Consider the following 25,710-nt stretch of genomic DNA (forward strand, 5'->3'; position numbering starts at 1 on the left):
GGAAAGAAGAAGATGCCGCGCATTGATGTGCCGTCGACCTTCATCGGCTGGCTGTACCGCCCCTATTTCGATTTCGGGGAATGGGAGGCGGACGGAAATTCCGCTGTCGAGGGACTCTCGCTGGCGATCCGGTCGCTGGTCGAGGAAAGTGACGCGTACCCCCGGGTCCACGGAATCTCCCCGCCGTCGGTGCGGCGCGGGATCGTGCGGCACGCGATGCTCCCGGAGTATCTGCTCGACGACCCCGCCGAACTCGCTCCGGATCTGCGCACCCCCGCCTGGCGGGCCCTCTGCGGACAACTCGCCGACTACGCCGGCCTCGACCGCCGGGCCCGGCTGAGGGTGCTGTGGGCGCTGCACCGGGCGGGACTGCACGCGGCGGTCCTCCGCCATGAGCACGGCCCCGCCCCCCGGTCCGGCACCCGGCTGGACGACGACACGGCCGCGCTCGCCTTCATGCGCGGTCAGGCCCTGTACGCCCAGGCCATCGACGGCGGCCCGGCGAGCGCCGCGGTGGCGGAGCTGCGCGGGGTGCGGGAGCGGGCCAGGCCCGGTTCCTGGGCGCATGTGGAGGCGACCTACCTGCTGTCCAGCATCTGCGTGAAGATGCTGGACGACGTGCCGGGCTTCCGTCGCCATCTGGAGCGGCACGCCCGGTCCGTCGACGCCTCCGACGCGGTCGGCCACGAGCGGCACAAGCTCCTGAGCCGCTATCACCGGATCGCCGCGCTGGCACCCCAGCTGGCGGGCGATCACGCGGCCATGTCCCGGGAGATGGACCGGGCCGAGCACTTCTGCGCCCTCATGCGGCGGGACGACTCCGCGACGCGAGCGGAATGGGGTCTGCTGCGCTATGCCCTACTGGAGAGCAGGACCAAGGAAATGTTCGTCCTGGGAGATTTCGAACGGGCCGAGCAGTACGCGCTGAGCCTCACCGAACACATGCCGGCCGAGCCGCGCGCCCTGCTCACCCTGGGCCAGGTCCATGTCGAGCGGGAGAACATCCCGGAGGCGGCGAAGGCGTACCGGAAAGCCGCACTCCTGGGCCCTCAGATCACCCATGTGGCCCAATTCATGCTGGGCCAGTGCCTGGAGCACCTCGGCGACATGGACGCGGCCCGCCTCGCCTACGCGCAGGCCGCCGCGTCCGACCCGCTGGGCATCTCCACCTTGCAGCTGCTGGACCGCGACGAGGTCGCCGGGGAGGAGAGCCCGCTGCGCCGCTGGGCCGACCGGCGCGGCGCGTTCCTGCGCGAGGAGCGGAATGCCGTCCACGGGGCGCGTGGATACCGGGCGTACGAGGGGAAGTTGGGGTCCGCACGCTAGGAGCGAGCCGTCAGGGCTCGACGGCCTGCCAGTGGCCGCCGCGGTAGAGCATGCCGCTCTCCTTGACGAACGCGGTGACGAGGTGGACGCGGGCGTGGCGGTAGCCGGGCAGGCCGGGGAGTACGTCGGTCTGGAGGCGGTGGACGTCGTCGGTGTGGGGCACGGCCACCGCGGCGATCAGATTGTCGGGGCCGGTCACCGCGGCGGCGAGATGGACCGCCGTGCGGGAGGTGAACTGCTTGACCGTGTCCGCCAAGGTGGCCGGATCGCACTGGATGAAGAACACCGCGTGGACGTCCAGACCCACCTGGCAGCGGTCCACGACGGTGGCGATCTCGGCACCGCCGTGGCGCCTGAGGCGGTCGAGGCGGCGCTGGGCGGTCGCGGAGGAGGTGTGGGTCGCCGCCGCGAGCCGGCCGAGGCTCATCCTGCCGTCCACGGCGAGCGCTTCCACCAAGTGGTGTTCGTCCGCGTCGAGACGAGGGCCGGGCGCGAGGCCGGGAACACCGTACGGGTGCCGGATGAGGTCCGTCTGGGCGGCGGTGAGCAGGGGCGGCTGCGGAGGGCCCGCCAGGGTGTAGGCGCGCAGCACGGGCAGGGTCCGCAGATCGAGGAGATCACCGATCAGCGGCATATGACGTAACGTCAGATCATTGCGTTCGTCGCGGTCGCGGGGGTGGACCAGGGCGAGGATCTCGCCGTTGTCGAGCACCCAGACCGTCTTCACCGGGTACATCCGGGCGAGTCGGTGTGCCAGCCGCAGGGTCCGGTCGGGACGTGCGCGCGGCATGAGGAGCAGGGGCCATCCGCCCCAGGCGCGGTAGGGATTCTCCAGGAAGGTGACCGCGAGCAGGCCGGAGTCCATCAACCGGGTGCCGCGTCTGCGGACCGTGGTCTCGGCGAGGCCCAGGGCGTCGGCGATCGCCGTCCACGAGGCACGCCCGTTGGCCAGCAGCGCCGAGACCACCAGCTTGTCCGTGTCGTCCATGGCGGCGCCCCTCCGGAAGGTGTCGGGTGTCGGGCCGCGGCCCCGGCCCTGGTCGTGATCAAGGTCCATGGTGACGGAAATCCGCAGCGGGACGGGAGGCGGATGGCGGAATCCCGCATATGCGGGCCCGTGGAGCCGAGGGCCGGCCCCGGTGGGCGGGCGGCGGTCTTCACTGGCCTTCGTCACCACGTGTCCCGATGACGATCCGTCAGGACGGGTGGTCGGCGAGCCGCGTCACCACCCACCGTCCAGCCCCGGGAAGAGGCACGACCACGATGACGACCCGTCCCGCGAACCTCATCGCCGCCCTGGTGGGCGGCCTGGCATCCGCCGCCCTGGCCCTGGGCGTCCAGCCGGGCGCCGGGGAGGATCCACGGCCGGTCCCCGCCGGCGCGTCCACAGCGGCTCCGGCGGCCGACGCGGCGCCCCGGAAGGCCGACGGCAGAAGAAAGCTGGGCGAGCCCTGGACGTACGACGGCAGGACCGCCCTGTACCAGACCCACGAGGTGAAGGACCCGCGCGGCATCCTGTTCGTGGCCGGGCAGACGGCGAAGGACAGGAACAACACCTACCTCCACCTGTGGGACATGGAGCGGCAGATCGACCGCGTCTTCGACCAGGTGGAGAAGTACGTCAGGAACGCGGGCTACGCACCGGGCGAGATCACCAATCTGCGCTACTCGGTGACCGACGAGGACCTCTTCTTCCAGCACTTCGGCCGGGTCGTCGAGCGCCTGGACCGGGCCGGCATCAAGCCCACCAGCGCGGCGATCGGCGTCGAGCGGCTCGCCCGGCCCGGTGTGCTCATCGAGATCGAGGCGACCGCGGTGCGCTGATCCGGTACGCCGCGGACTGCGCCACCCGGCCCGCCACTCCCCCTCACCCGGCCGGACTCCCGGCCGGCCCCTTCGCACAGACAAGGCTCCCGCCATGCCCAGAACCACGACCTCGCGCCGTACCCTGATCGCCGCGACAGCCGCCACGGCGGCGGTGCTGACGACCACGGCCACCGCGGCCCCCACCACCGGCCTCCGGGCCGCCCAGGACGACGCCGGAGCCGACGGGCCGACGATCGTCCTCGTCCACGGCGGTTTCGCCGACGCCTCGGCGAGCTGGAACGATGTCGTCAAGCGGCTCCAGCGCGACGGCTACCCGGTGATCGCGCCCGCCAACCCGCTGCGCGGCCTGTCAAGCGACGCGCCCTACCTCGCCAGCCTCCTGAAGTCCGTCGAGGGGCCGGTCGTCCTCGCCGGCCACTCCTACGGCGGCGCGGTCATCACCAACGCCGCCGCCGGCAACCGCAACGTCAGGGCCCTGGTCTACGTCGCCGCGTTCGTACCCGACGAGGGCGAGCAGCTCATCGGTCTGCTCGGCAGGTACCCCGGCAGCGAGATCCCGGACGCGATCGAGGAAGTGCCGTTCACCGGCCCGGGCGGCACCACCGGGACGGACATCTACCTCAAGGCCGACAGGTTCCGCAGCGCGTTCGCCGCGGACCTGCCCAGGTCGGTCACCGACGTCATGCACGCCACGCAGCGGCCCGCCGCCGCCACGCACCTCACCGACCCCACCCGGGCCGCCGCCTGGCGGAGCATCCCGTCCTGGGGCCTGGTCGCCGCCGCGGACCGGGCCATACCGCCCGCCCTGCAACGCTGGGAGTACGACCGCGCGGGCATGCGGGGCCAGGTCGAGGTGCGGGGGGCCTCGCACTCCGTCATGGTCAGCCACCCCGGCGCGGTGGCGAAGCTCATCCGGACCGCCGACCGCGCCACCCGCTGAACGGAACGGGACGGCGGGCACCGGGGCGGGTACGGGAGCGGGGCACCGGCCGGAGCGTCTCCGGCCGGTGCCCCGCTCTCCGTCGCGGGGAACAGTCCCCGATGCTCAGGAGGCAGGGCGGAGCGCGGTGACGATCCGCTGGGCGGCCTGCTCGCCCGTGGCCAGGGAGGCGTTGGTGGTGCTGTAGGAGAAGTAGTCCCCCGCGAGCTGGATCGGTGATCGCGGGTCGAGGCCGGCGGTGAAGCGGGCGAGGTCGCGGTAGCCGCCGGCCGGGCGGGCGAGGACGGCCCTGTCCCACCGCTGGACGGCGGCCATGTCGCGGTGCTCGGCGATATGGACCGCGAGATCGGGAAGGGCCTCGCCCACGGCGGTGAGGGCGTCCTCGATGACCCGGGCATCGTCCAGCGCCCCGCGCTCGGCACTCCAGTGGTGCCGGAACACCAGGGAGACCAGCCCTCGCCCCGCGGGGGCCCGGCCGGGGCCGAGATTGTGCTCGAACAACGCCACGCACAGGTCGGGGTGCTCACGGCGGGGCACGGCGACGCCCAGGGCCGTCTCCCGGGGCGGCTTGCGGAGTCCGAAGGTGACATGGACATCGCTTGTGTACCGCAGTCCTGTGAGGTAGGTGCGCTGGTCGTCGGTGAGCGAGGGCACGATCCCCGCCGCGACCGGCCCGGGGACGGCCACGACGCACGCGTGAGCGTGCTCGATGTGGCGGGTCCCGTCGCGCTCCCAGGTGACCTGGACGCCGTCTCCGTCGGGCCTGACATCGGTCACCCGCGCGCTCAGTTCGACGCGGGTCCGCTCGGAGCGCATGAGGGGAAGGCCGAGGAGGAGGGTGGGGAGCCGGCCGACGCCGCCGTCGAAGGTGAAGCTCGCGGCCCCGAAGGTGCCCCACATGATGCTGAAGGCCCCGACGGCCGCGACCTCGTCGGCAGGGGCGAGGAACTGGGTGCTGCACAGGGGCTCCACCAGGTAGTCGAGCAACGGCCGGTCGAGCCGGCGCAGGGCGTAGTCCCGTGCGCTCTCGACGTCGATCCCGGCCGCCCCGGACATGTCGTGCCAGCGCAGCGACCGTCGCGCCGACCCGAGGTCACGCAGCAGATTCACCGCCTTCAGCTTGGATTTCCATCCGAACAGTCCCGTGCGGAGCAGGTCCGATGTCCGGACGAACGACAGACGGTGGACCCTGCCGTCGCGGAGCACACCCAGTTCGCTGGAGCACGGGAGCATGCGTGAGTCCAGTCCCGCGTCCTCCAACAGCTTGATCATGGGACGGTAGTTGTGCGAGAGCCAGCTCGCACCCCGGTCGATCCGGTACCGGACGTTCTCGCCGGATTTCTCGTACGACGACATACGGCCACCGGGATAATTCTCCCGTTCGAGGAGTTTCACATCATGACCCGCCTGCCGCAGACGGAACGCGGCCGCGGTTCCGGCGATCCCGCAGCCGATGACGATCACGTTTTTCGCAGCTGCCCCTGCTGCCATGTGCCGCCTCCTCGGGACGTCAGGGAATCCCTGATATCTGTTCATCGGATTTCACGTCCGGCGACCGCCGCGATCCGCATCCGGCCCGGTCTCCGTCGGTACCTCCCCAGGAGAGCACGCCGTCATGCGGCCGACAATGGCGCCGTCACCCCGGCGCAAGCCGAAGAGGAGAAAGTGCGATGGGAATCATATCGGAGCGATAAATGATCCGATCGGACGGATATCCTTTCCCTCATGGCCTGGAGCGCCGAGGAGAAATTCTTCCGGGGAGCCGCTTCACTCCCGCCCCGGATGGGTAAATCCCCTTCCCGAGGGAGAGGGGTCGCATGCGAAAGGACCCATTGGCCGAGGGGGATCTTCCGGATTACGGGGACGAGGTGTTCGCCTGTGAACACCCATCGCAGATGGAGCGCCTCCAGGCTCTGGCCGCCGTGTGCGATCCCGCGACGAAGGCCGATCTTTCACGATGGGAACTGCCACCGGGGGCACGATGCCTGGAAGTCGGCGCCGGGGCCGGCACGGTGTCGCGCTGGCTCGCCCAGCGATATCCGGGAGGAGAGGTCACGGCCACCGACACCGACACCCGGTTCCTGGCGGCGCTGCGGCACCCGGCTGTGCGCGTGCTCCGGCACGATGTGCGGACCGAGGACTTCCCCTGCGGAGCGTTCGATCTCATCGTCGCCCGCAGCGTCCTGTGCCATCTGCGCGAGCGGGACGCGGTGCTGGCCAGGATGGTGTCCTGGCTGGCGCCAGGGGGACGGATCTACATCGAGGACCCTTCCTTCTTCCCCGCCGCGTCCTCCACCGACCCGGTCGTGCGAAGGACCGGCAGGGCGATCACCGCGACCCTGGCCACGTCACTGGGCAGCGATGTCGAGACATGGGCGCGGTCCTTCCCGGCCCCCCTGCGCGGGCTCGGTCTGGGCGGGATCGGCATGCGGGTCCACTGCTCCACCCTGACCTCGGACAACGCGGCGGGCGCCGCATGGCGGCTCTCGATGACCGACCTCATGCCCGTCATGGACCGATGGGGGATCCTGCCGGAGGCCGACACCGCCGCCGCCCTCGCCCATATAGCGCGCCCCGGGTTCGTCGACGTCGCGCACGCGATGATCGGCATGTGGGGTGTCCTGCCGTCGGACCGGCGAACGAGACGGAGGCACCTTGTCGACCAGACCCGTTGAGGGATCGCCGGTATGGGACGTTCCGGCCCGGTGCAGCCCCCACGCCGACATCGCGGACGGGCAGGCGCTCCTGTGGGTGACGGCAGGCGGACTCTGCCGGAGTTCCGCGGAGAGGCAGCGCCTGAACCGCATCCGACCAGGTCTCCTGGCCGGCTTCTGTCATCCGGAGGCGGCACCGGGCGAGGTTGTCCTCGTCGCGCAGTGGATGGCCTGGCTCTTCCTCCTGGACGACCGCGTCGACGAGAGCGATGTGGGCCGTGACGCCGATCTGCTGGAGGAATACCTGCACGACCTTCAGGGTACGGCCCTGGGCACGCGCGGCGCGGCGGGCCCCATGGGCCAGGCGCTGGAGGACCTCGTCGCACGGGCCTCGGCCGGGATGGGCGAGGTCTGGCAGTTCCGATTCCGCCGGAACGTGAGCGACTATCTGTCCGCCTGTGTCTGGCAGGCCGCTCACCGGCAGGCCGGGCAGGTCCCCCGTCCCGACGTGTTCCCCCGATGGCGCCGGGCCTGCGGAGCGATCCTGCCTTCGTTCGATCTGGTCGAAAGGGCGGACGGCGGCGCACTGCCGTCGTGCGTCTCCTACTCCCGCCCCTACCAGGACCTCCTGTTGGCGGCGGCGGACCTGGTGTGCTGGACCAACGATCTGATGACCGTGGACAAGGAGGCCGCCCACGGCGACCCTCACAACCTCGTCCTCGTCACCGCGCACGACCGGCGTCAGGACCGGCGGACGGCGGCCACCGAGGTGGCGGCCGCGTGCGAACACCGCATGCGCACCTACACGTCCGCCTGCCGGGACCTCACCGACCTCACCGCCACGCTCGGCCTGCCGGACACCGTCCGGGACCACGCCGACCGCTGCGCCGCCTCCCTTCTCGTCTGGATCCGCGGGCACCTGGAGTGGGGCCTGCGGACACCGCGCTACGGAGCCCGGGACACCTACGCGAAAGAGAGCTGACATGACGGCGTCCTGCGACCGCACGGCGGGCCCCATCCCCCGCGCCCCCGGGGGCCTGCCCCTGCTGGGGCACGCCATGAGCCTCATCAGGGATCCCCTGGGGTTCCTCGACCGGCAGCGAGGCCTCGGGGACATCGTCGAGTTCCGTCTCGGATCCCGGACCGCCTGCATCCTCAACCACCCGGAACTCGTCCGGGCCATGCTGACCGGGCCCAGTCGGCACTTCGACCGCGGCGAGATCTTCACCAGGGCGCGCCCCCTGTTCGGGAACGGCGTGGCCGTGGCCGACGGCAGACACCACCGCGACCGCAGGCGCGCGGTCCAGCCACTCTTGAACAGCGCCCGCCTGACCACCTATCTGGACACCATGGCGAAGCTCGCCGCCGCCACAGCGGCCTCCTGGAGCGAGGGCCGGCACATCGATCTCAACGCGGAGATGACCGACCTCACCCTGAGCGTCGTCGCGGCCACCATCTTCGGGCAGAGGCTCCCCGCCGAGTTCAGCGCGGTCATCCACCGAAACCTGCCGATCGTCGTCGCCGGCCTGGCCCGCCGGGCCTACGGACCGGCGGCCGTGCTCCTCGACCGGATCCCCCATCCGGAACGCAAGAACTATCGAACCGCTCTGAACAGCATTCACCGCATGGTGGACGCGCTCATCTCGGCCAACCGGGACAGCCCCACCCTGGCCGAACTCTCGGCCGGCGCCGATGAGCGACAGCTCCATGACGATGTGACGTCCCTGCTCATCGGCGGCTCCCACACCAGCGCGGCGGCAGCGGCCTGGCAGTTCATCCTCATCAGCCGGAATCCACAGATCCGCCGGCGCCTCCGGGAGGAGACCGACCGCGTGCTCGGCAGCCGTGCCGCCGACCCTGCGGACCTGCCCGAACTCGTCTACACCCGCCGTATCGTCCAGGAGACCCTGCGGCTCTACCCGCCGATCTGGCTGTTCCCCCGACGTGCCGCGGACGACGTCCGGGTGGGCCGGCACTCCGTCGAGCGGGGAACCCAGATCTTCTACAGCCCCTACGCGATGCACCGCGATGCCCGCTGGTACCCGCGGCCCACGTCCTTCGACCCCGACCGCTGGGACCCCGACCGCCATCTCCAGCCCCCGCAGGGCGCCTATCTCCCCTTCGCCGCAGGAGTCCACGGCTGCCCGGGCGGAGACTTCGCCCTCGCGGAACTCACCCTGCTGACCGCCACCATCACGGCGACGTGGCAGCTGGATCCGCTCCCGGGCAGCAGCCACCCCCGGCCCGTCGCCGGCGCCACGCTCGGCCCTGAGCCCGTCACCATGGTGGTCACCGCCCGCCCCCGCCCGACGGGCCGCGACGGCAGCCGCTCGCCGTCGTGACCCCGGGTACGGATCCCGGTCCGGCGGACAGACCTAGGGCAGGCGCCAGTCCACCGGCTGGGTACCCAGCCCCACCAGGAGATCGTTGGCGCGGCTGAAGGGGCGGGAACCGAAGAAGCCGCGGTCCGCCGACATCGGCGAGGGGTGCGCGGACTCGATGGCGGGCAGGTCGCCCAGGAGCGGACGGAGATTGCGGGCGTCCCGCCCCCACAGGATCGACACCAGCGGCTTCCCCCGCGCCACCAGTGCGCGGATGGCCTGCTCGGTGACCTCCTCCCAGCCCTTGCCCCGGTGCGCGGCGGGCTTGCCCGGGGCCGTGGTCAGCGCCCGGTTGAGCAGGAGCACGCCCTGCTCCGTCCACGGGGTCAGATCTCCGTTGGAGGGGCGGGGCAGCCCCAAGTCGGCATTCAGCTCCCGGTAGATGTTCTCCAGGCTGCCGGGCAACCGGCGCACCTCGGGCGCGACCGCGAAACTGTGCCCGATGGCCATACCCGGGGTCGGGTAGGGGTCCTGGCCCACGATCAGGACACGGACCTCGTCGAAAGGCTGCTGGAAGGCGCGCAGGACATGCGGCCCGGCCGGAAGGTAGGTACGCCCGGCCGCGATCTCCGCACGCAGGAAATCCCCCATCGCGGCGATACGGCCGGCCACGGGACCCAGAGCGTCGGCCCATCCGGGCTCAACAAGTGCATTCAATGGTTGTGCTGCCACGACGCGTTACTCTACTGGCGTGAAGAGGGCACGCTCCAATCCAGCCGCCGCGCCGGCGCGCGCTCGCCGGCCGAGGAGCCGGCCGGTCGGCCGGCGGCTGCCGTGACCGGCGCCCGCGTACTCGGAGTGGACTCCGGCGGCTCGGGGCTGCGGGTGGCCCTGGCCGACGCGGGTGCTGATGCGGGTGCCGATGCGGGTGCTCCTGGGCGTACGGCGAGCGCCCGGTCCCGGGAGCCGGTGCGCACCGGCCCCGGTGGCATCGACGCGGGTCACCTCCTGGAACAGCTGCTCGGCCTGGCACGGACGCTGCTGGACGCGGAGCCCGGTGGCGGGCCGGTGGTGGCGGTGGCGATCGGCGCGGCCGGGATGTCGACCCTCGGGGACCGGCTGCGGGCCGAGGTGCCGGGGGCGCTGGCCCGCGCGCTGGGAGTGCGCCGGGTGGCCCTGGCCACCGACGCCGTGACCGCGTACGCGGGCGCACTGGGCCAGCGGCCCGGGGCGGTGGTGGCCGGCGGCACCGGCATGGTCGCGCTGGGCACGGATCTGCGCGGCTGGCGGCGGGCGGACGGCTGGGGCCATCTGCTGGGCGACTGCGGCAGCGGCGCCTGGATCGGCCGGGCCGGTCTGGAGGCCGCGCTCCGTGCCCACGACGGGCGGACGGGCGGTTCGCGGGCGCTGCTCGCGGCGGCCGGGGCGGCGCTCGGGCCGGCCGGGGAACTGCCGGGGCGGGTGTATCCCCGCGCGGACCGTCCGGCGGTGCTGGCGTCGTTCGCCCCGGAGGTCGGCCGCTGCGCCGCCGCCGGTGACGCGGTGGCCGCCGGGATCCTGGCGCAGGCGGCCCGTCATATCGCGGAGGCCGCCGAGGCGGTGTGTCCTGCGGGCGCCGCGGACCCGGCGTCGGGGCCGGCGCCGGAGATCGCGCTGACGGGGGGTCTGTTCCGGCTGGGCGAGCCGCTCCTGGTCCCGCTGCGCGCGGAGCTGGAGCGGCGGCTGCCGTACGCCCGTACCGTGCCGGCGGCGGGCGATCCGCTGGCCGGGGCGGTGCTCCTGGCGTCGGCGCTGGCCAGGGACGCGCTGCTGCTGCCGCCGCATCCGACGCTGCTTCATGTCCCGGGCGGGGAGCCCACCGGCGACGGCGACACCGGTACCGGCGACGGCGGCACCGGCGGTCGGAGGCCGGACACCGCCCCTGACGAGTGAAAGTCGCGCAGATGTCGCATATCCCCTTGACCTTCTATCGGATGAAATGCGGACAGATGGCACGTCAACACCCCCTCCCCGAACAGTCCCGCCCGCAAAGCCAGTAGCATGCGGCGCCATGAGCTCCCCCAACGGGCCCGCGTCCGGCCTGCCTGTACGAATGCCGCGTCCCCGACAGTCCGGACGGCACCGCCGCCCGGAACCCGTGGCCGCTCCCGAGGGCGCGCCCGCGCTGGTGCTGGCCGTCCCGGGCGTCCCCTCCCCCGCCTCGCGCGCGCTCGCCGAGGAGACCGTCAGCATCGCCCGTTCCGAGCTGCCGGGTCTTGAGGTCGGCGTCGGCTACCTGGAGGGCGACGAGTCCGAGTACGCCTCCGTCGCGGGCGTCCTCGCCCGGATCTCGGCCCGGCGTACCGAGCGTTACGAGATCGCGCTCGCCGCGGGCCGCGAGGTGGCCGCGCCCGAGGGCCCGGCCGCCGTGGTGGTGCCGCTGCTGGCGGGCCCGGACAGCGCGCTGATGGAGCGGATCCGGCAGGCGGTCGCGGACAGCGGGGCGCCGGCCGAGACGACCGACGTCCTCGGCCCGCACCCGCTGCTCGCGGAGGCCGTGCATGTACGGCTCTCCGAGGCGGGTCTCGCGCGCGCGGACCGGGCCCGGCTCTTCACCGTGGCCACCGCAGCCGACGGCATCGTCCTGGCGACGGTCGGCGGCGAGGAGGCCGTGCAGGCGGCCGGCATCACCGGCATGCTGCTGGCGGCGCGGCTCGCGGTGCCGGTGATGGCCGCCGCCCTGGACCGGGAGGGCTCCGTCGGCGCCGTCGCCGACCAGCTGCGCGCCTCCGGTTCGACGCAGCTGGCGCTGGCCCCGTACCTGATCGGCCCGGAGCTGCCCGAGGGGCTGCTGGAGGCCGCCGCCAAGGACGCGGGCTGCTCGGCCGCCGAGGCGCTGGGCGCGTACCCGGCGATCGGCAAGCTGGTGCTGTCGCAGTACACGACACTGCTGGGGATCGCGCCCCGGCCGCAGGGCCTGCCCACGCACTGACCCGTGGCGGGGCGTGCCCCGGGGCGCGAAGCCCCGGGGCCCCGCCGCCGGTCAGGCGAAGACCACGCAGGAGGCCGCGGGGGCGTCGAGGGAGCCCGCCCACCGGGGCACACCCGTTTCCGGGTCGATCGTGAACCAGCTGACGTTCCCGGAGCGCTCGTTGGCGGCGTAGAGCCTGCGGCCCGCCGGGTCCAGTACCAGGTCGCGCGGCCAGTGCCCGCCGCAGGGCACGGTGGTGACCAGTTCGGCCCGCTCTCCCGTCCCGTCCAGGTCGAGGACCGCGATGCTGTCGTGACCCCGGTTCGCGACCCACAGCCGCCGCCCGTCGGGAGCGACGACGACCTCGGACGGATAGACGACCCCCTCCGTGCCGTCCGGGACCACGGGGGTCTCCCCCACCGGCTCCAGCACCCCCGCCTCGGCGTCCCAGCGGCAGACCGTGAGCGTCGGTTCCAGCTCGCCCAGGACGTAGGCGTGGCGGCCCGAGGGGTGGAAGGCCAGATGGCGGGGTCCGCTGCCGGGGCGGAGCGCGGTCGCCCCGTGCGGGGTGAGGGTGCCCGTGTCCCGGTCGAGCGTGTAGATGTGCACGGAGTCCGTGCCGAGGTCCACCGCGAGCACGAAGCGCCCGCCGGGGTCGGGCAGCACCTGGTGGGCGTGGGGGCCGCTCTGGCGGTCCCGGTCGGGTCCGGAGCCCTGGTGGGGGACGACACCGGCGGGCGGGCCCACCGAGCCGTCCGCGCCCAGCGGGAGCACGCTGACGCTGCCGGAGCCGTAGTTGGCGGTCAGTACATGGCCGTCGTGGACGGCGAGATGGGTGGGGCGCGAGCCGCCCACGGGCACCGGCTTCCCTGCCGGGCGGGGGGCTCCGTCCTCCCCGATGTCGAAGGCCGCCACCGCGCCCTCGTCGGCCTCGGAGACGGCGTAGAGGACCGGTCCTGCCGCGGTTGCCGGGGCCAGGGCCAGATAGGAGGGGTCGGCGACCGCGTCGCTCTCCCCGGTCCAGGTCAGCTCGCCGGTCTCGGCATCGACGGCGGTCGCGGTGACACCCCGGCCGCCGGCCGAGGTGAACGAGCCGATGAACGCCCGCCCGGTGGTCGTGTCGCCCACAGTGTCCCTCGTTTCCCCTCACTGATCATTCGCTGCGGGGCCGACGGTAGCAGCGGTCTAGACCAACTGTCTCCACTCTCCGGCACCGGGATGCGGCGCGGGAGAGGGGAGCAGGGGGAGGGGCGGAGGCCCGCACGGAGGCCCGCACAGCAGCTCGGACCGGGTCTCGGGCCGGGTCTCGGGCCGGGTCTCAGGCCGGGGCGGGGCTCAGGCCGGGGCTCAGGCCGGGGCGAGCGGTGCCCGGGGCGGGCTGAGCAGCGGCGCGGCCAGCTCGGCCAGGGCGCGTTCCAGTGCGTGCAGATGCCCGAGCGCGGCCTCGGCGGCGGGGTGGGCACCGGCAGGCGCGGCGGCGGTACGGGGCTCGGGGAGCCGGGCCAGTGGCGGTACGAGGGCCTCGACGGCGGCCTCGACCCGTCGGCAGGCGGCGGCGAGCCGGGCGTCCTGGGAGGCCACCGGGTCGGCGGCGACCGACGCCAGTCCGCGCACCTCGCGGGCGCACACGTCGAGCAGCGCCAGCACCTGGCGGGCGCGGGCCTTGCGGGCGCGCAGCGGACTGAAGGGGTGCACCAGCGGCGCGAGCGAGAGCCGGACCCGGCCCAGCAGCGCCTCCAGCTCGGCGACGGCCCCGGCCGGGTCGGCGGTGGTGGAGCCGGTCAGCCGGGCGGCGGCCTCGGCGGTGCAGCGGTGCACGCAGACCACGGCCTGCCGGACCCAGGCGTCCGTGGTGGCGTGGGTGGTGACGGGCAGCACCAGGGCGACGGCGACGGCCGCGCACAGCGCCCCGAGACCGGTCTCGGCGACCCGCAGGAGCAGCAGCGGCCCGTCGAGGGCGCCCAGCAGCCCGTACAGGAGGGTGACCAGGACGGTCACGAAGAACATCATCCACGTGTAGGAGACGGCGGCGGTGTAGAAGATCCCGAAGACGCAGACGGCGGACAGGACGGCGGCGGCGGGGGTGGAGCCGTGCGCGGGGGCGGCGACGAGCACACCGGCGGCGACGCCGGCCACCGTGCCGAGGACCCGGCGGCCGCCCCGGACCAGGGTCTCGCCGCGCGAGGTGGTGTTGACGAAGGACCACCAGGCCGCGCCGACCGCCCAGTACCAGCGCTCCTCGGAGAGCAGCTGGCCGAGGCCGAGTGCGAGCGCGCCCGCCAGGGCCACCTGGAGCGACTGCCGGGTGGTGACCCGCAGCGGGCCGGGCACCTGCGGGAGGGCGGGTACGGGGGCGGGCGGCAGTCCGCGTTCGTAGCACCAGAGCCCGAAGCGGACGGAGGCGGCGGCGAGCAGGCCGATGCCGAGGGAGAGCCAGAGGGCCGGCAGGTCGCCGGGGACGGTGCCCAGGAACTGGGCCACGAAGAAGCTCATGAAGGCGAAGACGCCGACGGAGTGCCCCCGGGGGCCGAAGCGGCGCGCGTACACGGCGGCGACGGCGACGGCGAGGAAGGCCGCGTCGCGCGCGAGCGGCAGGTCGTGCAGCAGGGCCGCGAGCGCCAGGACGGGGACGCCGGCGGCGGGGAGCAGCGCGGTGGTGAGGGCCTGGGCCCGCACGGTCGCGTCGGTGACCGTGAAGAGGGCGAGGAGGGCGGCGAGGCCGCCGGTGACCACGGCGGGCAGGGGCTGGCCCGCGAGGGCGCATCCCAGCACGGCGAGGGCGATGCCGAGGACGGCCCGGGTGGCGGCGCGCAGTCGCAGCCGCCCCGGGTCCGGAGCCACGAACATGCCTGTGAGCACGCCTGTCGTCCTTTCTCGGGGGTCGCCGGGTTCGCCGGCCCCCCTGGGGTTCTCCGGGCGGGCCGAGTCCCCGGGGGTTTCCCGGGGCCGCTCGGCGGGCCCGCTGTACGGACATGAAGAAGCTGTACGAAAAAGCTGTACGGACATGGAAAAAGCGCCGCGAGATCAGCGACGCCCTTGACCAGTCCATGAAAACACTCGCGGGCCCGGCAGCACAGCCCTTTCCGGTGCGACTCTGCACACATTCGGCTGTGACCTGCGACGACGCAGGGACACGCACGAGGTCCGGGGAGGGCCGCCCCCCTACACCCACATCACCAGCTCTGGACTTTCCGTCCGAGCTGGACGTACAGTCCAGATGTGAGGAACGAGCCAGACATGACGCCGGGCGGGACGGGCGAGCCGGATGTGACGGACGAGCCACACGTGACGCCGGACGGGACGGACGAGAGCGGGCCCGGGCGGTCCGGCGACACCCGGCTCGCCCCGTGGGAACCGGCCTGCCGGGCCATCGCCCTGCTGCTGGGCCCGTACGCCGAAGTGGTGCTGCACGACCCTGACACCGACCGGGTGCTGGGCATCTGGAACCCGGTGGGCGGCCGCCGCGCGGGCGACCCGTCGCACCTGGGCGAGTTGTCCGCGCTGGACCCCGCGGAACGGGACGTGTACGGCCCGTACGAGAAGGTGCACGGCGACGGGCGGCGGCTCTCCTCGGTCAGCGCGGTGCTGCGCGACCCGGAGGGCCGGCCGTCGGCGGTGCTCTGCGTCAATCTGGACCGTACGCCGCTGGAGCGGGCCGCCGCCCTGCTCTCCTCGTTCGGCGCACCCGCCGTCACTCGGCCGGAGCCGCTCTTCGAACAGGACTGGACCGAGCGGGTCCAGCACGTCGTCGGCGGCTGGGCCCGTGAGCACGGCCGCCCGGTCGAGCGGATGAGCCGCGCCGACCGGCTGGCCGTGGTCGGACTGCTGGACGGGGCCGGGGTCTTCGCCGTCCGCCGCGCCGTGCCCTTCGTCGCCGGCGCGCTGCACACCTCGCGTTCCACCGTGTACGCCCTGCTCTCCGAGCACAGAGCACCAAGGACCACACCATGACCCGGCTGCCCGACTTCCGGCTGGAGACGTACCTCTCCCGCTGGGAGTTCACCGCCCGCCACCATCTGACGGCGTCCGACGTGCGGACGATGAGCCTGCGCGACCTGCTGGCCCTCGCCGACGACGCGGACCGCACCGCCTTCGAGACGCTCTCCCTCGGCTACACGGAGACCTTCGGCGACCCGGAGCTGCGGGAGGTGATCGCCGGGACGTACGAGCGGGTCCGCGCCGACGACGTCATCTGCTTCGCCGGCGCGGAGGAGGGCCTGTATCTGGCCATGAACGTCCTGCTCGGCTCGGGTGACCACGCCGTGGTGGCGACCCCGAACTACCAGGCGGCCGAGACCGTGCCGCTGGCGCTCTGCGAAGTCACCGGCGTCGCCCTGGACGAGGGGCGCGACTGGGCGCTGGACCTGGACCGGGTGGCGGCGGCGATCCGCCCGAACACCCGGGTCGTCTCGGTGAACTTCCCCAACAACCCCACGGGGAAGGTGATCCCCGCAGCCGACTTCACGGCCCTGGCCGAGATGTGCGACGAGCGCGGGATCCACCTCTTCAGCGACGAGGTCTACCGGGGTCTGGAGCGGGACCCCGCGCGGACCCTGCCGCAGGCCGCCGATCTCTCGGAGCGGGCGCTGTCGCTCAACGTCACCTCGAAGTCCCTGGGGCTGCCGGGGCTGCGGATCGGCTGGATCGCCTGCCGGGACCGCGCGCTGCGTTCCCGACTGGAGCGGGCCAAGCACTACACGTCCATTTGCAACGCCGCCCCCAGCGAGGTTCTGGCCCGGATCGCGCTGAAGGCCCGGGGGACGATCCTGGAGCGCAACCGCGCCCTGATCGCCGAACAGCTGCCCCTGTTCGACGCGTTCTTCGCCGGCTTCCCCGGGCTCTTCGAGTGGCAGGCCCCGGACGGGGGCTGTGTCGCCTGGCCGCGCTACCTCGGCGCGGACGGGGTGGAGGAGTTCTGCGCACGGCTGGTGGCCGAGGCCGGGGTGCTGCTGCTGCCCGCGAGCGCGCAGCGGTCCGAGCTGACCGCCACCCCGCAGGACCGGTTCCGGATCGGTGTGGGGCGGCCGGACGCCGGGGAGGCTCTGGCGGTGTTCGCCGACTGGCTGCGGACCCGGCACCCGGCCGCCGCGACAACGGCGACGGCGCTGGCGGTCTGAGCGCGCGGACGGAGCCCCGGATCCCCGGGGCCCGTGTGCGTGTCCGTGTCCGTGTCCGAGCGACCCGTACCGCGGACGTTTCAGCCGGGGGCGACCACGGGTAACGGTCGCGGGGTACGGTCACGATCCCCCATCCTCGTACCGGACACGCTGCGAGGAGAGGTCCTTCGATGTTACGCATCCACTTCACCGGCGACGACCTGCGCAAGGTCACCATGGCGGACGGCTTCGACCCCCTGTGGGAGGTGCTGCTCAGCCTGCACATGGTGCAGGAACCCGACCATGGTCACCTGGCGTTCAGCGAGTGGCGCCGGACGATCCGCCCCCTGCTGCGGGACTCGCCGCCGCTGCGGATGCTGACCGAACTGGCCCGGCCCTGGGGGTACTCACCCGACTTCCTCACACCCGGGCGCGGGAACGAGGGGTTCGAGGCGCAGCTCGACCGGGTCCTCACCACCCCGCACACCCGGCTGCGCATGGAGCTGTCCCAACTCGCCGAGGAGAGCCCGCCGTCGCCGTGGACCCGGGCGCTCGGCAGCGGGGACCCGGGGGCGCTGCGGCAGCTCGGCGACGCCATGGTCGAGTACCACCGGCGCGCGCTGCTGCCGTACGAGGGCGCCATGCGGGCCCACGCGGAGGCGGACCGGGCCCGGCAGGCGCGGGCCATCCTCGGCGGCGGGGTCGACCGGCTCCTCTCCCAGCTGCACCCGCGGGTCGTCTGGGAGGCGCCGGTGCTCCAGATGCCCGTCTACGCCGACCAGGACATCCACCTCGGCGGCCGGGGCATCGTGCTCGTGCCGTCGTACTTCTGCCGGATCCAGCCGATCACGCTGATGGACGGGGACCAGCCGCCGGTCCTCGTCTATCCGATCTCGCCGCCGCTGGGGCGGCTGATCCGTGATCCGATGCGGCCCGGTCACGACGGCAGCGAGCCGGTGGTGGCGCTGCTCGGCCGGACCCGGGCCGCGGTGCTGGAGGCGGCGGCCCGCACCGGGACCACGACCGAACTCGCCGGGCGGGTCGGGGTCGCGCCGCCGGTCGTCAGCCGGCACACCGCCGTACTGCGCAAGGCGGGGCTGCTGGAGACCCACCGGGAGGGGGGCGCGGTGCGGCACCGGATCACCGCACTGGGCATCGCGCTGCTCAACGGCGATCTGCCGGACTGAGCGGGGCGCGGTACGGCTGACACCGTCCGGCATCGGTCCGGCATCGGTCCTCCACCGGTCCTGCACCGGGCGAGGCGGGTGCAGGCGGGTGAGGCAGGTGAGGTGGACAGAGCCGTACGGTGACCACCCCCGTAGGCCACCGTACGGCGGGAAGCTGCCGCTCCGGGCGGTCGCCGCCCCAGGCGGTCCACCGCCGCTCGCGCCCCGCGGGGCCCGTCGCGGCTGCCTCCTCTGTTGTGCCTCCCACTCTCCCCCGTACGGGACGCCGGTTCCACGCTTTGCTTCTGAGCGCAAACCCCCAGGCGGGAGCGGGAGCCGGCGACCCCGGACAGGGCGGGGCGCGGTGCCGGGCGCGGGACGGGATGGGCATGCTGGGGGCATGAGCACCCTTCACAACCCTTCAGTGATCTTCGACCTCGACGGCACGCTGGTGGACAGCGAGCCCAACTACTGGGAAGCGGGCCGCCGGCTGCTGGCGGAGTACGGCGTCACGGACTACGACTGGGCGCAGCACTCGCGGTTCATCGGGATCAGCACCCGGGAGACGCTGGAGACCCTGCGCGCGGAGTACGGCATCGAGGCGCCGGTCGAGACGCTGCTCGACGGGAAGAACCGGCACTACCTGGCGCTGGCCCGGGGCGGGACCGAGGTCTTCCCCGAGATGCGGACGCTGGTGGAGCTGCTGCACGCGGAAGGGGTACCGATGGCGGTGGCGTCGGGGTCGTCGCGGGCGGCCATCGAGGCGGTGCTCGCCGCGACCGGTCTGGACGCGCTGATCCCGGTGACCGTCTCCGCCGACGAGGTCGAACGGGGCAAGCCCGCGCCCGATGTCTTCCTGGCGGCGGCCGGGCGACTGGGCAGCGCGCCCGGCGACTGCGTGGTGATGGAGGACGCGGCACCGGGGGCGGCAGCGGCCCACGCGGCGGGGATGCGGTGCGTCGCGATTCCGTATGTGGCGGCGACGGCCGGGGATCCCGCGTTCGCCACCGCGGATCTGCTGTATCCGGGCGGTCAGGGGGAGTTCACCGCGGCGGCCGCCTACGCGTGGCTGCGGTCGCTGTAGACCGCTGCGCCGCTGCACTGCTGTGCGCCGCCGCCGGTTGTCACAGGTCGCTCCGGGTCGCTGCGGGAGAGGCGGCGGGGGTGGCCGGGGTCGGTGCGGGATCCGCCCATCCGCTAAGCGGCTTAACGCTATAGTGGCGCGCGGCACCCGCCGGGCGCTTTCCCGGGCCGCATCGCGCTGCGGCCGCCAAGGAAGCGGGAGACTCCCGGCGGGTGTCCCTCCACGGCAGCGCCCCGGCCGTGCCCCGGCCGCGCGGAGCACCCCCGTACGTCCGTCCGCTGCTCCCCGGCTCAGAACGTGTGGCAGGCCAGCAGCACCGGCAGCAGGGGCGCCCCCGCCGCGCCGGTGAGGACGGCGGGCCACAGCGCCCGGTGCGGGCGGGCCCCCGGGGTCAGCATCCGGCACATCCGGATGAGGGCCCCGGAGCCGTCCGGTCCGGCCGCGCCCAGCGCCGCCCGGGGCGCGCGGCCCGCCGCCATCTCGTACATCGCCGTCGCCAGCTCCTCCCGGGAGTGCTCGCGCAGCGCCCGGTCGTCCGCCGCCATTTCCACGAGCAGCGCCGTCTGCTCCCTGGCGTGCCGGGCCAGCGGCAGCCGGGGCAGGACGCGGGCGAACGCGGCCGTCGCCGCCAGGAGCAGATGGTGGCGGCCGCGCAGATGGGACCGTTCATGGGCGAGGACGGCCCGCAGCCCGGCCTCGGTCAGGCACTCCAGCGCGCCCCGGGTGACGACGATCCGGCGGGCCCGTCCCGGCAGGCAGTAGACGGCGGGGACGGCGTGGTCGACGACGGTCGCGCCGTACCGTTCCGACTCGGTGCCGATCAGGTCGAGCAGCCGGGCGTGGTCCGCGCGGTGGCGGCGGGCACGCCAGGCCGTCCGGGCGAAGACGGCGAGCGGCACCAGGACGACCAGGGCGGGCACCGCCAGCAGCAGCGTCTCGGCCGGGGTCGGTGCGGCGGCGGGGGCCCGGCCGGCGGGGAGGAATCCGCAGGCGCCGAGCAGCGCGACCAGCCCTTCGGGGAGGTGGGCGCGGGCGGCGGCGGGGCGGGGCACGGCGAGCGCCACCGCCACCACGAAGCTCACGATCAGCGTCTGCCAGGCCAGCAGGGCCGCCGCCGGGGCCCGGTGCGCCCAGCGGGCCCGTACCAGCGCCCACGGCGCCGCCACCCCGACGAGCAGGGCGTATCCGCCCAGCTTGAGCGCCGTGTCGGTCATGTGCCGTCCCGGCGCCGGGCGGCGCGCAGGGCCGAGCGGAGGGCCTGCACCTCGTCGGCGGAGATCCGTTCCACGAAGCTGAGCAGGGCACCCGCCGGATCCGGGTTGTCCCCGAGGGCTTCCTGCATACGGGCCGCGGTGTACTGCTGGCGGGTGCAGGTGGGCCGGTAGCTCCAGGCGCGGCCGTCCTTCTCCCGGGTGAGCATGCCCTTGGTGACGAGGATGCCGGCGACGGTCTTCACGGTGCTGTAGGCGATCGGGCGGGCCCGGTTGAGGTCGTCGCGTACGTCGCGCGCGGTGGCGGGGCGGCCCCAGGACCAGAGGCGGTCCATGATCTCCGCCTCCAGCTCGCCCAGCTGTCTCACCGCACCGACTCCTTCTCTTCTCTCCGCGTTCTCTTCTCTCCGCGTTCCTGCGACCCCGCGCTGCCGTGCTGCCGTGCTGCCGTGCTGCCCGGCTTCCGGCTTCCGGCTTCCGGCTCAGTCCCGGGACCACTCCCGGTCGCCGTGGTCGCCGCGGCCGCTCATCGTAGCCGCGGGTCCGGTCGGGGCGGCGGCGACGGCGGGGCCGGTGAGGGCCGGTACGGGGCAGGCGGCGACCGTACGGAGCCGCCGGACGAGGGCGTGGGTGAGCAGCGCCAGCGAGGCGAGCGCGAGGACCGGCTGCGCGGGGGCCCAGTAGGACATCGCTCCGCTGGTGCCGAGCGCGAGGACGACGAGCTTGTTGCAGACCGGGCAGCCGACCGCGAAGGCGGACAGGGCTCCGGCGGCCAGCGCCCGCGCGCTCCGGGGCCGGTCCGCCGGCGCGGGGCGGCCGGGCCCCTGGGCGTAGGTGGCGGCGAGCAGCCCCATGAGGACCGAGCCGGCCGCCCACACCGGGTAGTTCCACCAGAGCACGGGGGTCATCCGGGCGAACAGGTCATTGGGCACCACGCCGGTCGGCACTCCGACGGCCAGGGCCGCGAGGACCGTCACGACCGCCGCGACGGCCCATTGCCGGGGCGTCCAGGTCCGCATCCCTCGCTCCTTCCGCCGTATGTTCTCTGCTGTTCTCTGCCAAGAAGGTTAGAAGACGGGGAGTCCGCGACGGGTACCGGGTGGCCTTCGGTAGGGTCGGTGTCGGAGTCGGAGGTGGAACGCGTGCGTACGAGCCGGTGGACACGGGTGGCGGGTGCCTGGGGGCATCTGCTGCTGGTCGCCGTGCTCGCGCTGGGTGTCTTCGCCATGCACACGACAGGGCACCCCGATTCCGGTTCCAGTTCTGGTTCCGGTTCTGGTTCCGGGATGTCCCATGGCGCTCCGGCGGGGGCTGTCGCGATGGCGGCGGGTCCGGGTGCGGGTGCTGCCGGGGCCGATGGTGACGGTGCTGCCGGGGCTTCTGGTACCGCTGGTGCCGTGGCCGTTCACGGCGTCGAGGGCGCGGCCGACCGGGACAGCGCCTCGCACGACACCGGCATGGCCATGGACATGTCCACCCTCTGTGTGGCGGTACTCGGTGCCTGGGTGTTCCTCGCCCTGGTACGGGCCGCACTGGCCCGCCGGGCGGAGTGGCTGACGGTGCTCCGGGACGGGCTCATCGCCGCGCTACGGCCGCAGCCGCCACCGCCACGGCCCGGTCTCGCCCAGCTGTCGATCCTGCGGATATAGGCGTCGTCCCCGCGGGCGCTCCGTGCTGCCCGCACACCAGGCGACCCCTTTTCCCGCTCTTCCGCAGAGCACCAGCAGTGCGAGGTTTCCCATGACCGGTTCCACCCTTCCGCGCGGGTCCCGGGCCCGCCGCCGTACCGCCCTGATCGCCGTCGTCGCGGCGGCCGGGCTGACGCTCGCCGCCTGCGGCGGTGGCGACGACATGGACGGCATGGACCACGGCGGCGGCAAGAAGTCCGCCTCGGCGAGCGCGGCCCCCGGCGGGGCCGACGCGGACGCGGCGCCGGGCGCGTTCAACGACGCCGACGTGATGTTCGCCCAGATGATGATCCCCCACCACGAACAGGCCCTGGAGATGTCCGCGCTGGCGGACGGCCGGGCACAGGACGCGGAGATCAAGACCCTGGCGGCGGAGATCTCCGCCGCCCAGGACCCCGAGATCCAGAAGATGAAGTCCTGGCTGAAGGCCTGGGGCAAGCCGGAGAGCGCCGAGATGGACCACGGCTCGGGCCACGGTTCCGGCGGCAGCAGCAGCGGCACCGACAGCAGCGGTAACAGCGGCGGCGGTATGGCCGGAATGATGTCCGGCAAGGACCTGGAGAAGCTCAAGGCCGCCCAGGGCAAGGCGTTCGACCGGGCCTTCGCCCAGCTGATGATCGACCACCACCGGGGCGCGGTCGACATGGCGGAGGACGAGCGGAAGAACGGCCGCAACGCCACCGCGAAGAAGCTGGCCGAGGACGTGGTCGCGACCCAGTCCACGGAGATCGAACGCCTGGAGAAGATCCTCGGCCGGCTCTGAGCCCCCTCCTTCCCACCCCGGCTCACCTGGGGGGAAGGCCCGGCAGACCCGGCGTACGCGGCCGTCGTGGACCACCCCGTCCGCGACGGCCCGCACCCGGGCAGCCCTCTCCCGGCGGACACCCGCCGGGACCACCGGCCGCGCGCCAGCGGCCCCGTACCCTCTGATCAGGACCCCATGACGAAGCGCCGTACCCTCATATCCGCCTGCGCCGCCGCCGCGCTGGCCCTCACGCTCACCGCCTGCTCCGACGACGGCGGCGACGGCTCCGCCTCCGCCTCCGGAACCACCATCAGCCATATCCACGGCGTCGAGATCGGCCCGGCGGACGGCAAGCTGTACGTGGCGACGCACAACGGCATCTACACCCCCGACGGGGAGGGCCGCCCCGTCCTTGTGGGCGACCGCAAGGACGACTTCATGGGCTTCACGGTGGCCGGGAAGGGCCGGTTCCTGGCGAGCGGCCACCCCGCGCCGGGCCGGGACGCGCCCTCCAACCTCGGGCTGATCGAGAGCACCGACACCGGCCGCACCTGGAAGGACCGGTCGCTCGTCGGCGAGGTCGACTTCCATTCGATCGCCTACGCCCATGACACGATCTACGGCTACGACAGCACCAACGGGCTGCTGCGGGTGAGCGAGGACGGGGTGGACTGGGACAGCCGCAGCAAGCTCCAGGCACTGGACATCGCGGTCAGCCCGGACGACCCGGAGACGGTGCTCGCCACCACCGAGTCCGGGGTGTCCCGGAGCGGCGACGGCGGCCGGACCTTCGCCGAGGGGACGGGACCCGTGATGGCCTTCGTCTCCTGGGTCGCGAAGGACGCGCTCTACGGCGTCGACGCCGAAGGGAAGATCAACCTCAGCGCCGACGGCGGCCGCAGCTGGGAGCAGACGGGGACGCTGCCGGGCGGCGGCCCGCAGGCACTGACCGCGATCGACCGGAAGCGGCTGGTGGCGGCGAGCCAGGACGGCGTCTACGAGTCGACGGACGGTGGCCGCACCTTCACCCGGAAGCTGGACGTCAGCTCCGGCGGCGGCCACTGACCGTCCCGTACCGCGCCCCGGCCCCGCCCGGCCCCGCCCGGCTCCTTCCGCAATCGCTTCCGGAGCCGCTTCCGGAGCCGCTTCCGTAGCCAAAGCCGGAGCCGTAGCCGGGGCGGGGCGCAGGTCCGGGATTGCGGTGGCCGCCCGTACGGCGTTCACTGGATCACAGCCCCTTCTTTCTGTCCCGCCGGGTGCGACAGGGAGCCCCGCCGGGCCCACCACGCCCGCGCGGGAGGGCTCGTACGCACTCGTACGCGGGAGGTCCCCATGGCGACACCGGCCGGGCGGGCCAGCCGGGGCAAGGACGGACGCAAGTCCGTCCCGAGGTCGTCCCACGGCGCCTGGGTGCCGTCCGCCGACCGGCCCGACCCGATCGGGACCCTGGAACGGCAGGCCGCGGGCCGGGTCCCGGAACTGCTGCCGATCCGGTACGGACGGATGGCGGTCTCGCCCTTCGCGTTCCTGCGCGGCGCGGCGGCGGTCATGGCCGGCGACCTCGCGGCCCGGCCGCACACCGGACTGACCGTCCAGCTCTGCGGCGACGCCCATCTGATGAACTTCGGCACCTACGCTTCCCCCGAGCGCGCCCTCCTCTTCGACCTCAACGACTTCGACGAGACCCTGCCCGGCCCCTTCGAATGGGACGTCGAACGGCTCGCCGCCAGCGCCGCCGTCGCCGCCCTGGAGAACAGCCACTCCGCCGGGGCCGCCCGCCGGGCCGCCGTCGCGGCGGCCCGGTCGTACCGCCTCGCCATGCGCACCCTGGCCGACGCCGGCGAACTCGCCGTCTGGTACGCCCGGATCGACACCACCGACGTACTGCCGCTGGTCCGGCCCGAGAACCGGCGGCTCGTCGAGGCACAGTTCGCCCGCGCCCGCCGGCGCACCAGCCTCCAGGCCCTGCGCAAACTCACCAAGGTCGTCAACGGGGAACGCCGGATCATCAGCGACCCGCCCCTGCTCGAACCCGTCGGCACCCTCGGGCGGAACACCATACGCAAGATCTTCACCGACTACCGTTCCAGCCTCCCGGAGGACCGGCGGCAGCTGCTGGACGCCTTCCGGGTGGTGGACGTCGCCACCAAGGTCGTCGGCGTCGGCAGTGTGGGCACCCGCTGCTTCGTGGTCCTCCTCACCGGGCGGGACGCGAACGACCCGCTCTTCCTCCAGATCAAGGAGGCCGGGCGCTCGGTCCTGGAGGAGTGGCTGACCCCCAGCGCCTACGACCACCACGGGCACCGGGTCGTCGCCGGGCAGCTGCTGCTCCAGTCGGCGAGCGACATCTTCCTCGGCTGGGTCACCGACCTCCACGGGCGGCACTACTACTGGCGGCAGCTCCGGGACATGAAGGGCTCCATCGACCTCGAATCCATGACGCCGGTGATGCTGCGCAACTACGTCCGGGTGTGCGCCACGGCCCTCGCCCACGCGCACGCGCGCTCGGGGGACCGGATCGCGATCGCCTCCTACCTCGGTTCGTCGGACGTGTTCGACCGGTCCATCGGCGAGTTCGCCGTGCGGTACGCGGAGCAGAACGCCCGGGACCACTCCGCTCTGACCTCCGCGATCGCGTCCGGGGCGGTGGTGGCGACCTCCGGTGTCTGACCCCCCGCCCCCGCCCCCCACCCCCTCCCCGT

Annotated in this window: 24 protein-coding genes; 16 read left to right on the forward strand and 8 right to left on the reverse strand. The window is 73.6% G+C overall.

Features of this window, described 5'->3' with window-relative positions:
- The first annotated feature begins 12 nt into the window (after positions 1 to 12).
- Positions 13 to 1,326, forward strand: coding sequence for a tetratricopeptide repeat protein (locus SYYSPA8_RS13890; protein WP_323447443.1), 1,314 nt, complete (start codon positions 13 to 15; stop codon positions 1,324 to 1,326).
- A 10-nt stretch (positions 1,327 to 1,336) separates the two neighbouring features.
- On the opposite strand, the gene SYYSPA8_RS13895 is transcribed toward SYYSPA8_RS13890, so the two are convergent.
- Positions 1,337 to 2,314: an Lrp/AsnC family transcriptional regulator gene (locus tag SYYSPA8_RS13895; RefSeq protein WP_323447444.1), complete on the reverse strand. Its 978-nt coding sequence runs from the start codon at positions 2,312 to 2,314 to the stop codon at positions 1,337 to 1,339.
- 275 nt (positions 2,315 to 2,589) lie between these two features.
- Between SYYSPA8_RS13895 and SYYSPA8_RS13900 the strand changes: the two genes are divergently transcribed.
- On the forward strand, positions 2,590 to 3,150 hold the full coding sequence (locus tag SYYSPA8_RS13900) for a RidA family protein (RefSeq protein ID WP_323447445.1): 561 nt from the start codon (positions 2,590 to 2,592) through the stop codon (positions 3,148 to 3,150).
- A gap of 94 nt (positions 3,151 to 3,244) precedes the next feature.
- Positions 3,245 to 4,093: an alpha/beta fold hydrolase gene (locus tag SYYSPA8_RS13905; RefSeq protein WP_323447446.1), complete on the forward strand. Its 849-nt coding sequence runs from the start codon at positions 3,245 to 3,247 to the stop codon at positions 4,091 to 4,093.
- A 105-nt stretch (positions 4,094 to 4,198) separates the two neighbouring features.
- Here the strand turns inward: SYYSPA8_RS13905 and SYYSPA8_RS13910 are convergent, their stop codons facing one another.
- Entirely contained in the window at positions 4,199 to 5,584 is a 1,386-nt protein-coding gene (locus SYYSPA8_RS13910) for a protoporphyrinogen/coproporphyrinogen oxidase (RefSeq protein ID WP_323447447.1), read from the reverse strand.
- Between the two features lie 326 nt (positions 5,585 to 5,910).
- On the opposite strand from SYYSPA8_RS13910, the gene SYYSPA8_RS13915 reads away from it, so the two are divergent.
- Genes SYYSPA8_RS13915 through SYYSPA8_RS13925 form a run of 3 tightly spaced genes read left to right on the forward strand, consistent with a single transcriptional unit; the run spans position 5,911 to position 9,089 of the window.
- Complete coding sequence (locus SYYSPA8_RS13915) at positions 5,911 to 6,768, forward strand: methyltransferase (protein WP_323447448.1); 858 nt, start codon at positions 5,911 to 5,913, stop codon at positions 6,766 to 6,768.
- Complete coding sequence (locus SYYSPA8_RS13920) at positions 6,710 to 7,729, forward strand: (-)-delta-cadinene synthase (protein WP_456115162.1); 1,020 nt, start codon at positions 6,710 to 6,712, stop codon at positions 7,727 to 7,729. Before SYYSPA8_RS13915 ends, SYYSPA8_RS13920 begins: the two co-directional genes overlap by 59 nt.
- Before the next feature lies 1 nt (position 7,730).
- Complete coding sequence (locus SYYSPA8_RS13925) at positions 7,731 to 9,089, forward strand: cytochrome P450 (protein ID WP_323447450.1); 1,359 nt, start codon at positions 7,731 to 7,733, stop codon at positions 9,087 to 9,089.
- A gap of 33 nt (positions 9,090 to 9,122) precedes the next feature.
- Here SYYSPA8_RS13925 and SYYSPA8_RS13930 read toward each other — a convergent pair whose 3' ends face one another.
- Complete coding sequence (locus SYYSPA8_RS13930) at positions 9,123 to 9,800, reverse strand: uracil-DNA glycosylase (RefSeq protein ID WP_323447451.1); 678 nt, start codon at positions 9,798 to 9,800, stop codon at positions 9,123 to 9,125.
- 102 nt (positions 9,801 to 9,902) lie between these two features.
- Here SYYSPA8_RS13930 and SYYSPA8_RS13935 point away from each other — a divergent pair, with 102 nt between their 5' ends.
- Positions 9,903 to 11,000 carry an N-acetylglucosamine kinase gene (locus SYYSPA8_RS13935; protein ID WP_323447452.1) on the forward strand — a complete coding sequence of 366 codons (1,098 nt, stop codon included), beginning with the start codon at positions 9,903 to 9,905 and terminating at the stop codon, positions 10,998 to 11,000.
- Positions 11,001 to 11,118: 118 nt separating this feature from the next.
- A complete protein-coding gene (locus tag SYYSPA8_RS13940; protein ID WP_323447453.1) occupies positions 11,119 to 12,039 on the forward strand; it encodes a sirohydrochlorin chelatase in 921 nt (306 codons plus the stop codon).
- Between the two features lie 51 nt (positions 12,040 to 12,090).
- Here SYYSPA8_RS13940 and SYYSPA8_RS13945 read toward each other — a convergent pair whose 3' ends face one another.
- Positions 12,091 to 13,146, reverse strand: a complete 1,056-nt coding sequence (locus tag SYYSPA8_RS13945; RefSeq protein ID WP_323447454.1) for a lactonase family protein — start codon at positions 13,144 to 13,146, stop codon at positions 12,091 to 12,093.
- Between the two features lie 219 nt (positions 13,147 to 13,365).
- The gene (locus SYYSPA8_RS13950; protein ID WP_323447455.1) at positions 13,366 to 14,877 is read right to left on the reverse strand and encodes an FUSC family protein; all 1,512 of its coding nucleotides are present in this window, start codon (positions 14,875 to 14,877) and stop codon (positions 13,366 to 13,368) included.
- Positions 14,878 to 15,237: 360 nt separating this feature from the next.
- Here SYYSPA8_RS13950 and SYYSPA8_RS13955 point away from each other — a divergent pair, with 360 nt between their 5' ends.
- From SYYSPA8_RS13955 to SYYSPA8_RS13970, 4 genes are all read left to right on the forward strand, one after another.
- On the forward strand, positions 15,238 to 15,969 hold the full coding sequence (locus SYYSPA8_RS13955; protein WP_323447456.1) for a helix-turn-helix transcriptional regulator: 732 nt from the start codon (positions 15,238 to 15,240) through the stop codon (positions 15,967 to 15,969).
- Positions 15,966 to 17,135 (forward strand): pyridoxal phosphate-dependent aminotransferase, encoded by a 1,170-nt coding sequence (locus SYYSPA8_RS13960; protein ID WP_323447457.1) that lies wholly within the window; start codon positions 15,966 to 15,968, stop codon positions 17,133 to 17,135. Before SYYSPA8_RS13955 ends, SYYSPA8_RS13960 begins: the two co-directional genes overlap by 4 nt.
- 170 nt (positions 17,136 to 17,305) lie before the next feature.
- Complete coding sequence (locus SYYSPA8_RS13965; RefSeq protein WP_323447458.1) at positions 17,306 to 18,301, forward strand: ArsR/SmtB family transcription factor; 996 nt, start codon at positions 17,306 to 17,308, stop codon at positions 18,299 to 18,301.
- A gap of 379 nt (positions 18,302 to 18,680) precedes the next feature.
- A complete protein-coding gene (locus SYYSPA8_RS13970) occupies positions 18,681 to 19,364 on the forward strand; it encodes an HAD family hydrolase (protein WP_323447459.1) in 684 nt (227 codons plus the stop codon).
- 290 nt (positions 19,365 to 19,654) lie between these two features.
- On the opposite strand, the gene SYYSPA8_RS13975 is transcribed toward SYYSPA8_RS13970, so the two are convergent.
- From SYYSPA8_RS13975 to SYYSPA8_RS13985, 3 genes are all read right to left on the reverse strand, one after another.
- Positions 19,655 to 20,578: a M56 family metallopeptidase gene (locus SYYSPA8_RS13975; RefSeq protein WP_323447460.1), complete on the reverse strand. Its 924-nt coding sequence runs from the start codon at positions 20,576 to 20,578 to the stop codon at positions 19,655 to 19,657.
- Positions 20,575 to 20,943: a BlaI/MecI/CopY family transcriptional regulator gene (locus SYYSPA8_RS13980; RefSeq protein ID WP_323447461.1), complete on the reverse strand. Its 369-nt coding sequence runs from the start codon at positions 20,941 to 20,943 to the stop codon at positions 20,575 to 20,577. The genes SYYSPA8_RS13975 and SYYSPA8_RS13980 overlap by 4 nt, the downstream gene beginning before the upstream one ends.
- Before the next feature lie 114 nt (positions 20,944 to 21,057).
- Positions 21,058 to 21,594, reverse strand: coding sequence for a hypothetical protein (locus tag SYYSPA8_RS13985; RefSeq protein WP_323447462.1), 537 nt, complete (start codon positions 21,592 to 21,594; stop codon positions 21,058 to 21,060).
- 378 nt (positions 21,595 to 21,972) lie between these two features.
- Between SYYSPA8_RS13985 and SYYSPA8_RS13990 the strand changes: the two genes are divergently transcribed.
- The 4 genes from SYYSPA8_RS13990 to SYYSPA8_RS14005 all read left to right on the forward strand — a co-directional run bounded on the left by SYYSPA8_RS13990 (position 21,973) and on the right by SYYSPA8_RS14005 (position 25,678).
- On the forward strand, positions 21,973 to 22,224 hold the full coding sequence (locus tag SYYSPA8_RS13990) for a hypothetical protein (protein ID WP_323447463.1): 252 nt from the start codon (positions 21,973 to 21,975) through the stop codon (positions 22,222 to 22,224).
- 91 nt (positions 22,225 to 22,315) lie between these two features.
- Positions 22,316 to 23,026 carry a DUF305 domain-containing protein gene (locus SYYSPA8_RS13995; RefSeq protein ID WP_323447464.1) on the forward strand — a complete coding sequence of 237 codons (711 nt, stop codon included), beginning with the start codon at positions 22,316 to 22,318 and terminating at the stop codon, positions 23,024 to 23,026.
- 177 nt (positions 23,027 to 23,203) lie between these two features.
- On the forward strand, positions 23,204 to 24,073 hold the full coding sequence (locus SYYSPA8_RS14000; protein ID WP_323447465.1) for a F510_1955 family glycosylhydrolase: 870 nt from the start codon (positions 23,204 to 23,206) through the stop codon (positions 24,071 to 24,073).
- 267 nt (positions 24,074 to 24,340) lie between these two features.
- Positions 24,341 to 25,678: a DUF2252 domain-containing protein gene (locus SYYSPA8_RS14005; RefSeq protein ID WP_323447466.1), complete on the forward strand. Its 1,338-nt coding sequence runs from the start codon at positions 24,341 to 24,343 to the stop codon at positions 25,676 to 25,678.
- Positions 25,679 to 25,710: the final 32 nt, after the last annotated feature.

The organism is Streptomyces yaizuensis, assembly GCF_034961445.1.
Lineage (GTDB): Bacteria > Actinomycetota > Actinomycetes > Streptomycetales > Streptomycetaceae > Streptomyces > Streptomyces yaizuensis.

What these genes read in the sequence shown, in the direction of transcription:
- SYYSPA8_RS13890 (WP_323447443.1), top strand. Translation starts at nt 13, where the DNA reads ATGCCGCGCATTGATGTGCCGTCGACCTTCATCGGCTGGCTGTACCGC.
- SYYSPA8_RS13910 (WP_323447447.1), bottom strand. Translation starts at nt 5,584, where the DNA reads ATGGCAGCAGGGGCAGCTGCGAAAAACGTGATCGTCATCGGCTGCGGG.
- SYYSPA8_RS13985 (WP_323447462.1), bottom strand. Translation starts at nt 21,594, where the DNA reads ATGCGGACCTGGACGCCCCGGCAATGGGCCGTCGCGGCGGTCGTGACG.
- SYYSPA8_RS13925 (WP_323447450.1), top strand. Translation starts at nt 7,731, where the DNA reads ATGACGGCGTCCTGCGACCGCACGGCGGGCCCCATCCCCCGCGCCCCC.
- SYYSPA8_RS13960 (WP_323447457.1), top strand. Translation starts at nt 15,966, where the DNA reads ATGACCCGGCTGCCCGACTTCCGGCTGGAGACGTACCTCTCCCGCTGG.
- SYYSPA8_RS14005 (WP_323447466.1), top strand. Translation starts at nt 24,341, where the DNA reads ATGGCGACACCGGCCGGGCGGGCCAGCCGGGGCAAGGACGGACGCAAG.
- SYYSPA8_RS13940 (WP_323447453.1), top strand. Translation starts at nt 11,119, where the DNA reads ATGAGCTCCCCCAACGGGCCCGCGTCCGGCCTGCCTGTACGAATGCCG.
- SYYSPA8_RS13905 (WP_323447446.1), top strand. Translation starts at nt 3,245, where the DNA reads ATGCCCAGAACCACGACCTCGCGCCGTACCCTGATCGCCGCGACAGCC.
- SYYSPA8_RS14000 (WP_323447465.1), top strand. Translation starts at nt 23,204, where the DNA reads ATGACGAAGCGCCGTACCCTCATATCCGCCTGCGCCGCCGCCGCGCTG.
- SYYSPA8_RS13900 (WP_323447445.1), top strand. Translation starts at nt 2,590, where the DNA reads ATGACGACCCGTCCCGCGAACCTCATCGCCGCCCTGGTGGGCGGCCTG.
- SYYSPA8_RS13995 (WP_323447464.1), top strand. Translation starts at nt 22,316, where the DNA reads ATGACCGGTTCCACCCTTCCGCGCGGGTCCCGGGCCCGCCGCCGTACC.
- SYYSPA8_RS13970 (WP_323447459.1), top strand. Translation starts at nt 18,681, where the DNA reads ATGAGCACCCTTCACAACCCTTCAGTGATCTTCGACCTCGACGGCACG.
- SYYSPA8_RS13975 (WP_323447460.1), bottom strand. Translation starts at nt 20,578, where the DNA reads ATGACCGACACGGCGCTCAAGCTGGGCGGATACGCCCTGCTCGTCGGG.
- SYYSPA8_RS13895 (WP_323447444.1), bottom strand. Translation starts at nt 2,314, where the DNA reads ATGGACGACACGGACAAGCTGGTGGTCTCGGCGCTGCTGGCCAACGGG.
- SYYSPA8_RS13915 (WP_323447448.1), top strand. Translation starts at nt 5,911, where the DNA reads ATGCGAAAGGACCCATTGGCCGAGGGGGATCTTCCGGATTACGGGGAC.
- SYYSPA8_RS13965 (WP_323447458.1), top strand. Translation starts at nt 17,306, where the DNA reads ATGTTACGCATCCACTTCACCGGCGACGACCTGCGCAAGGTCACCATG.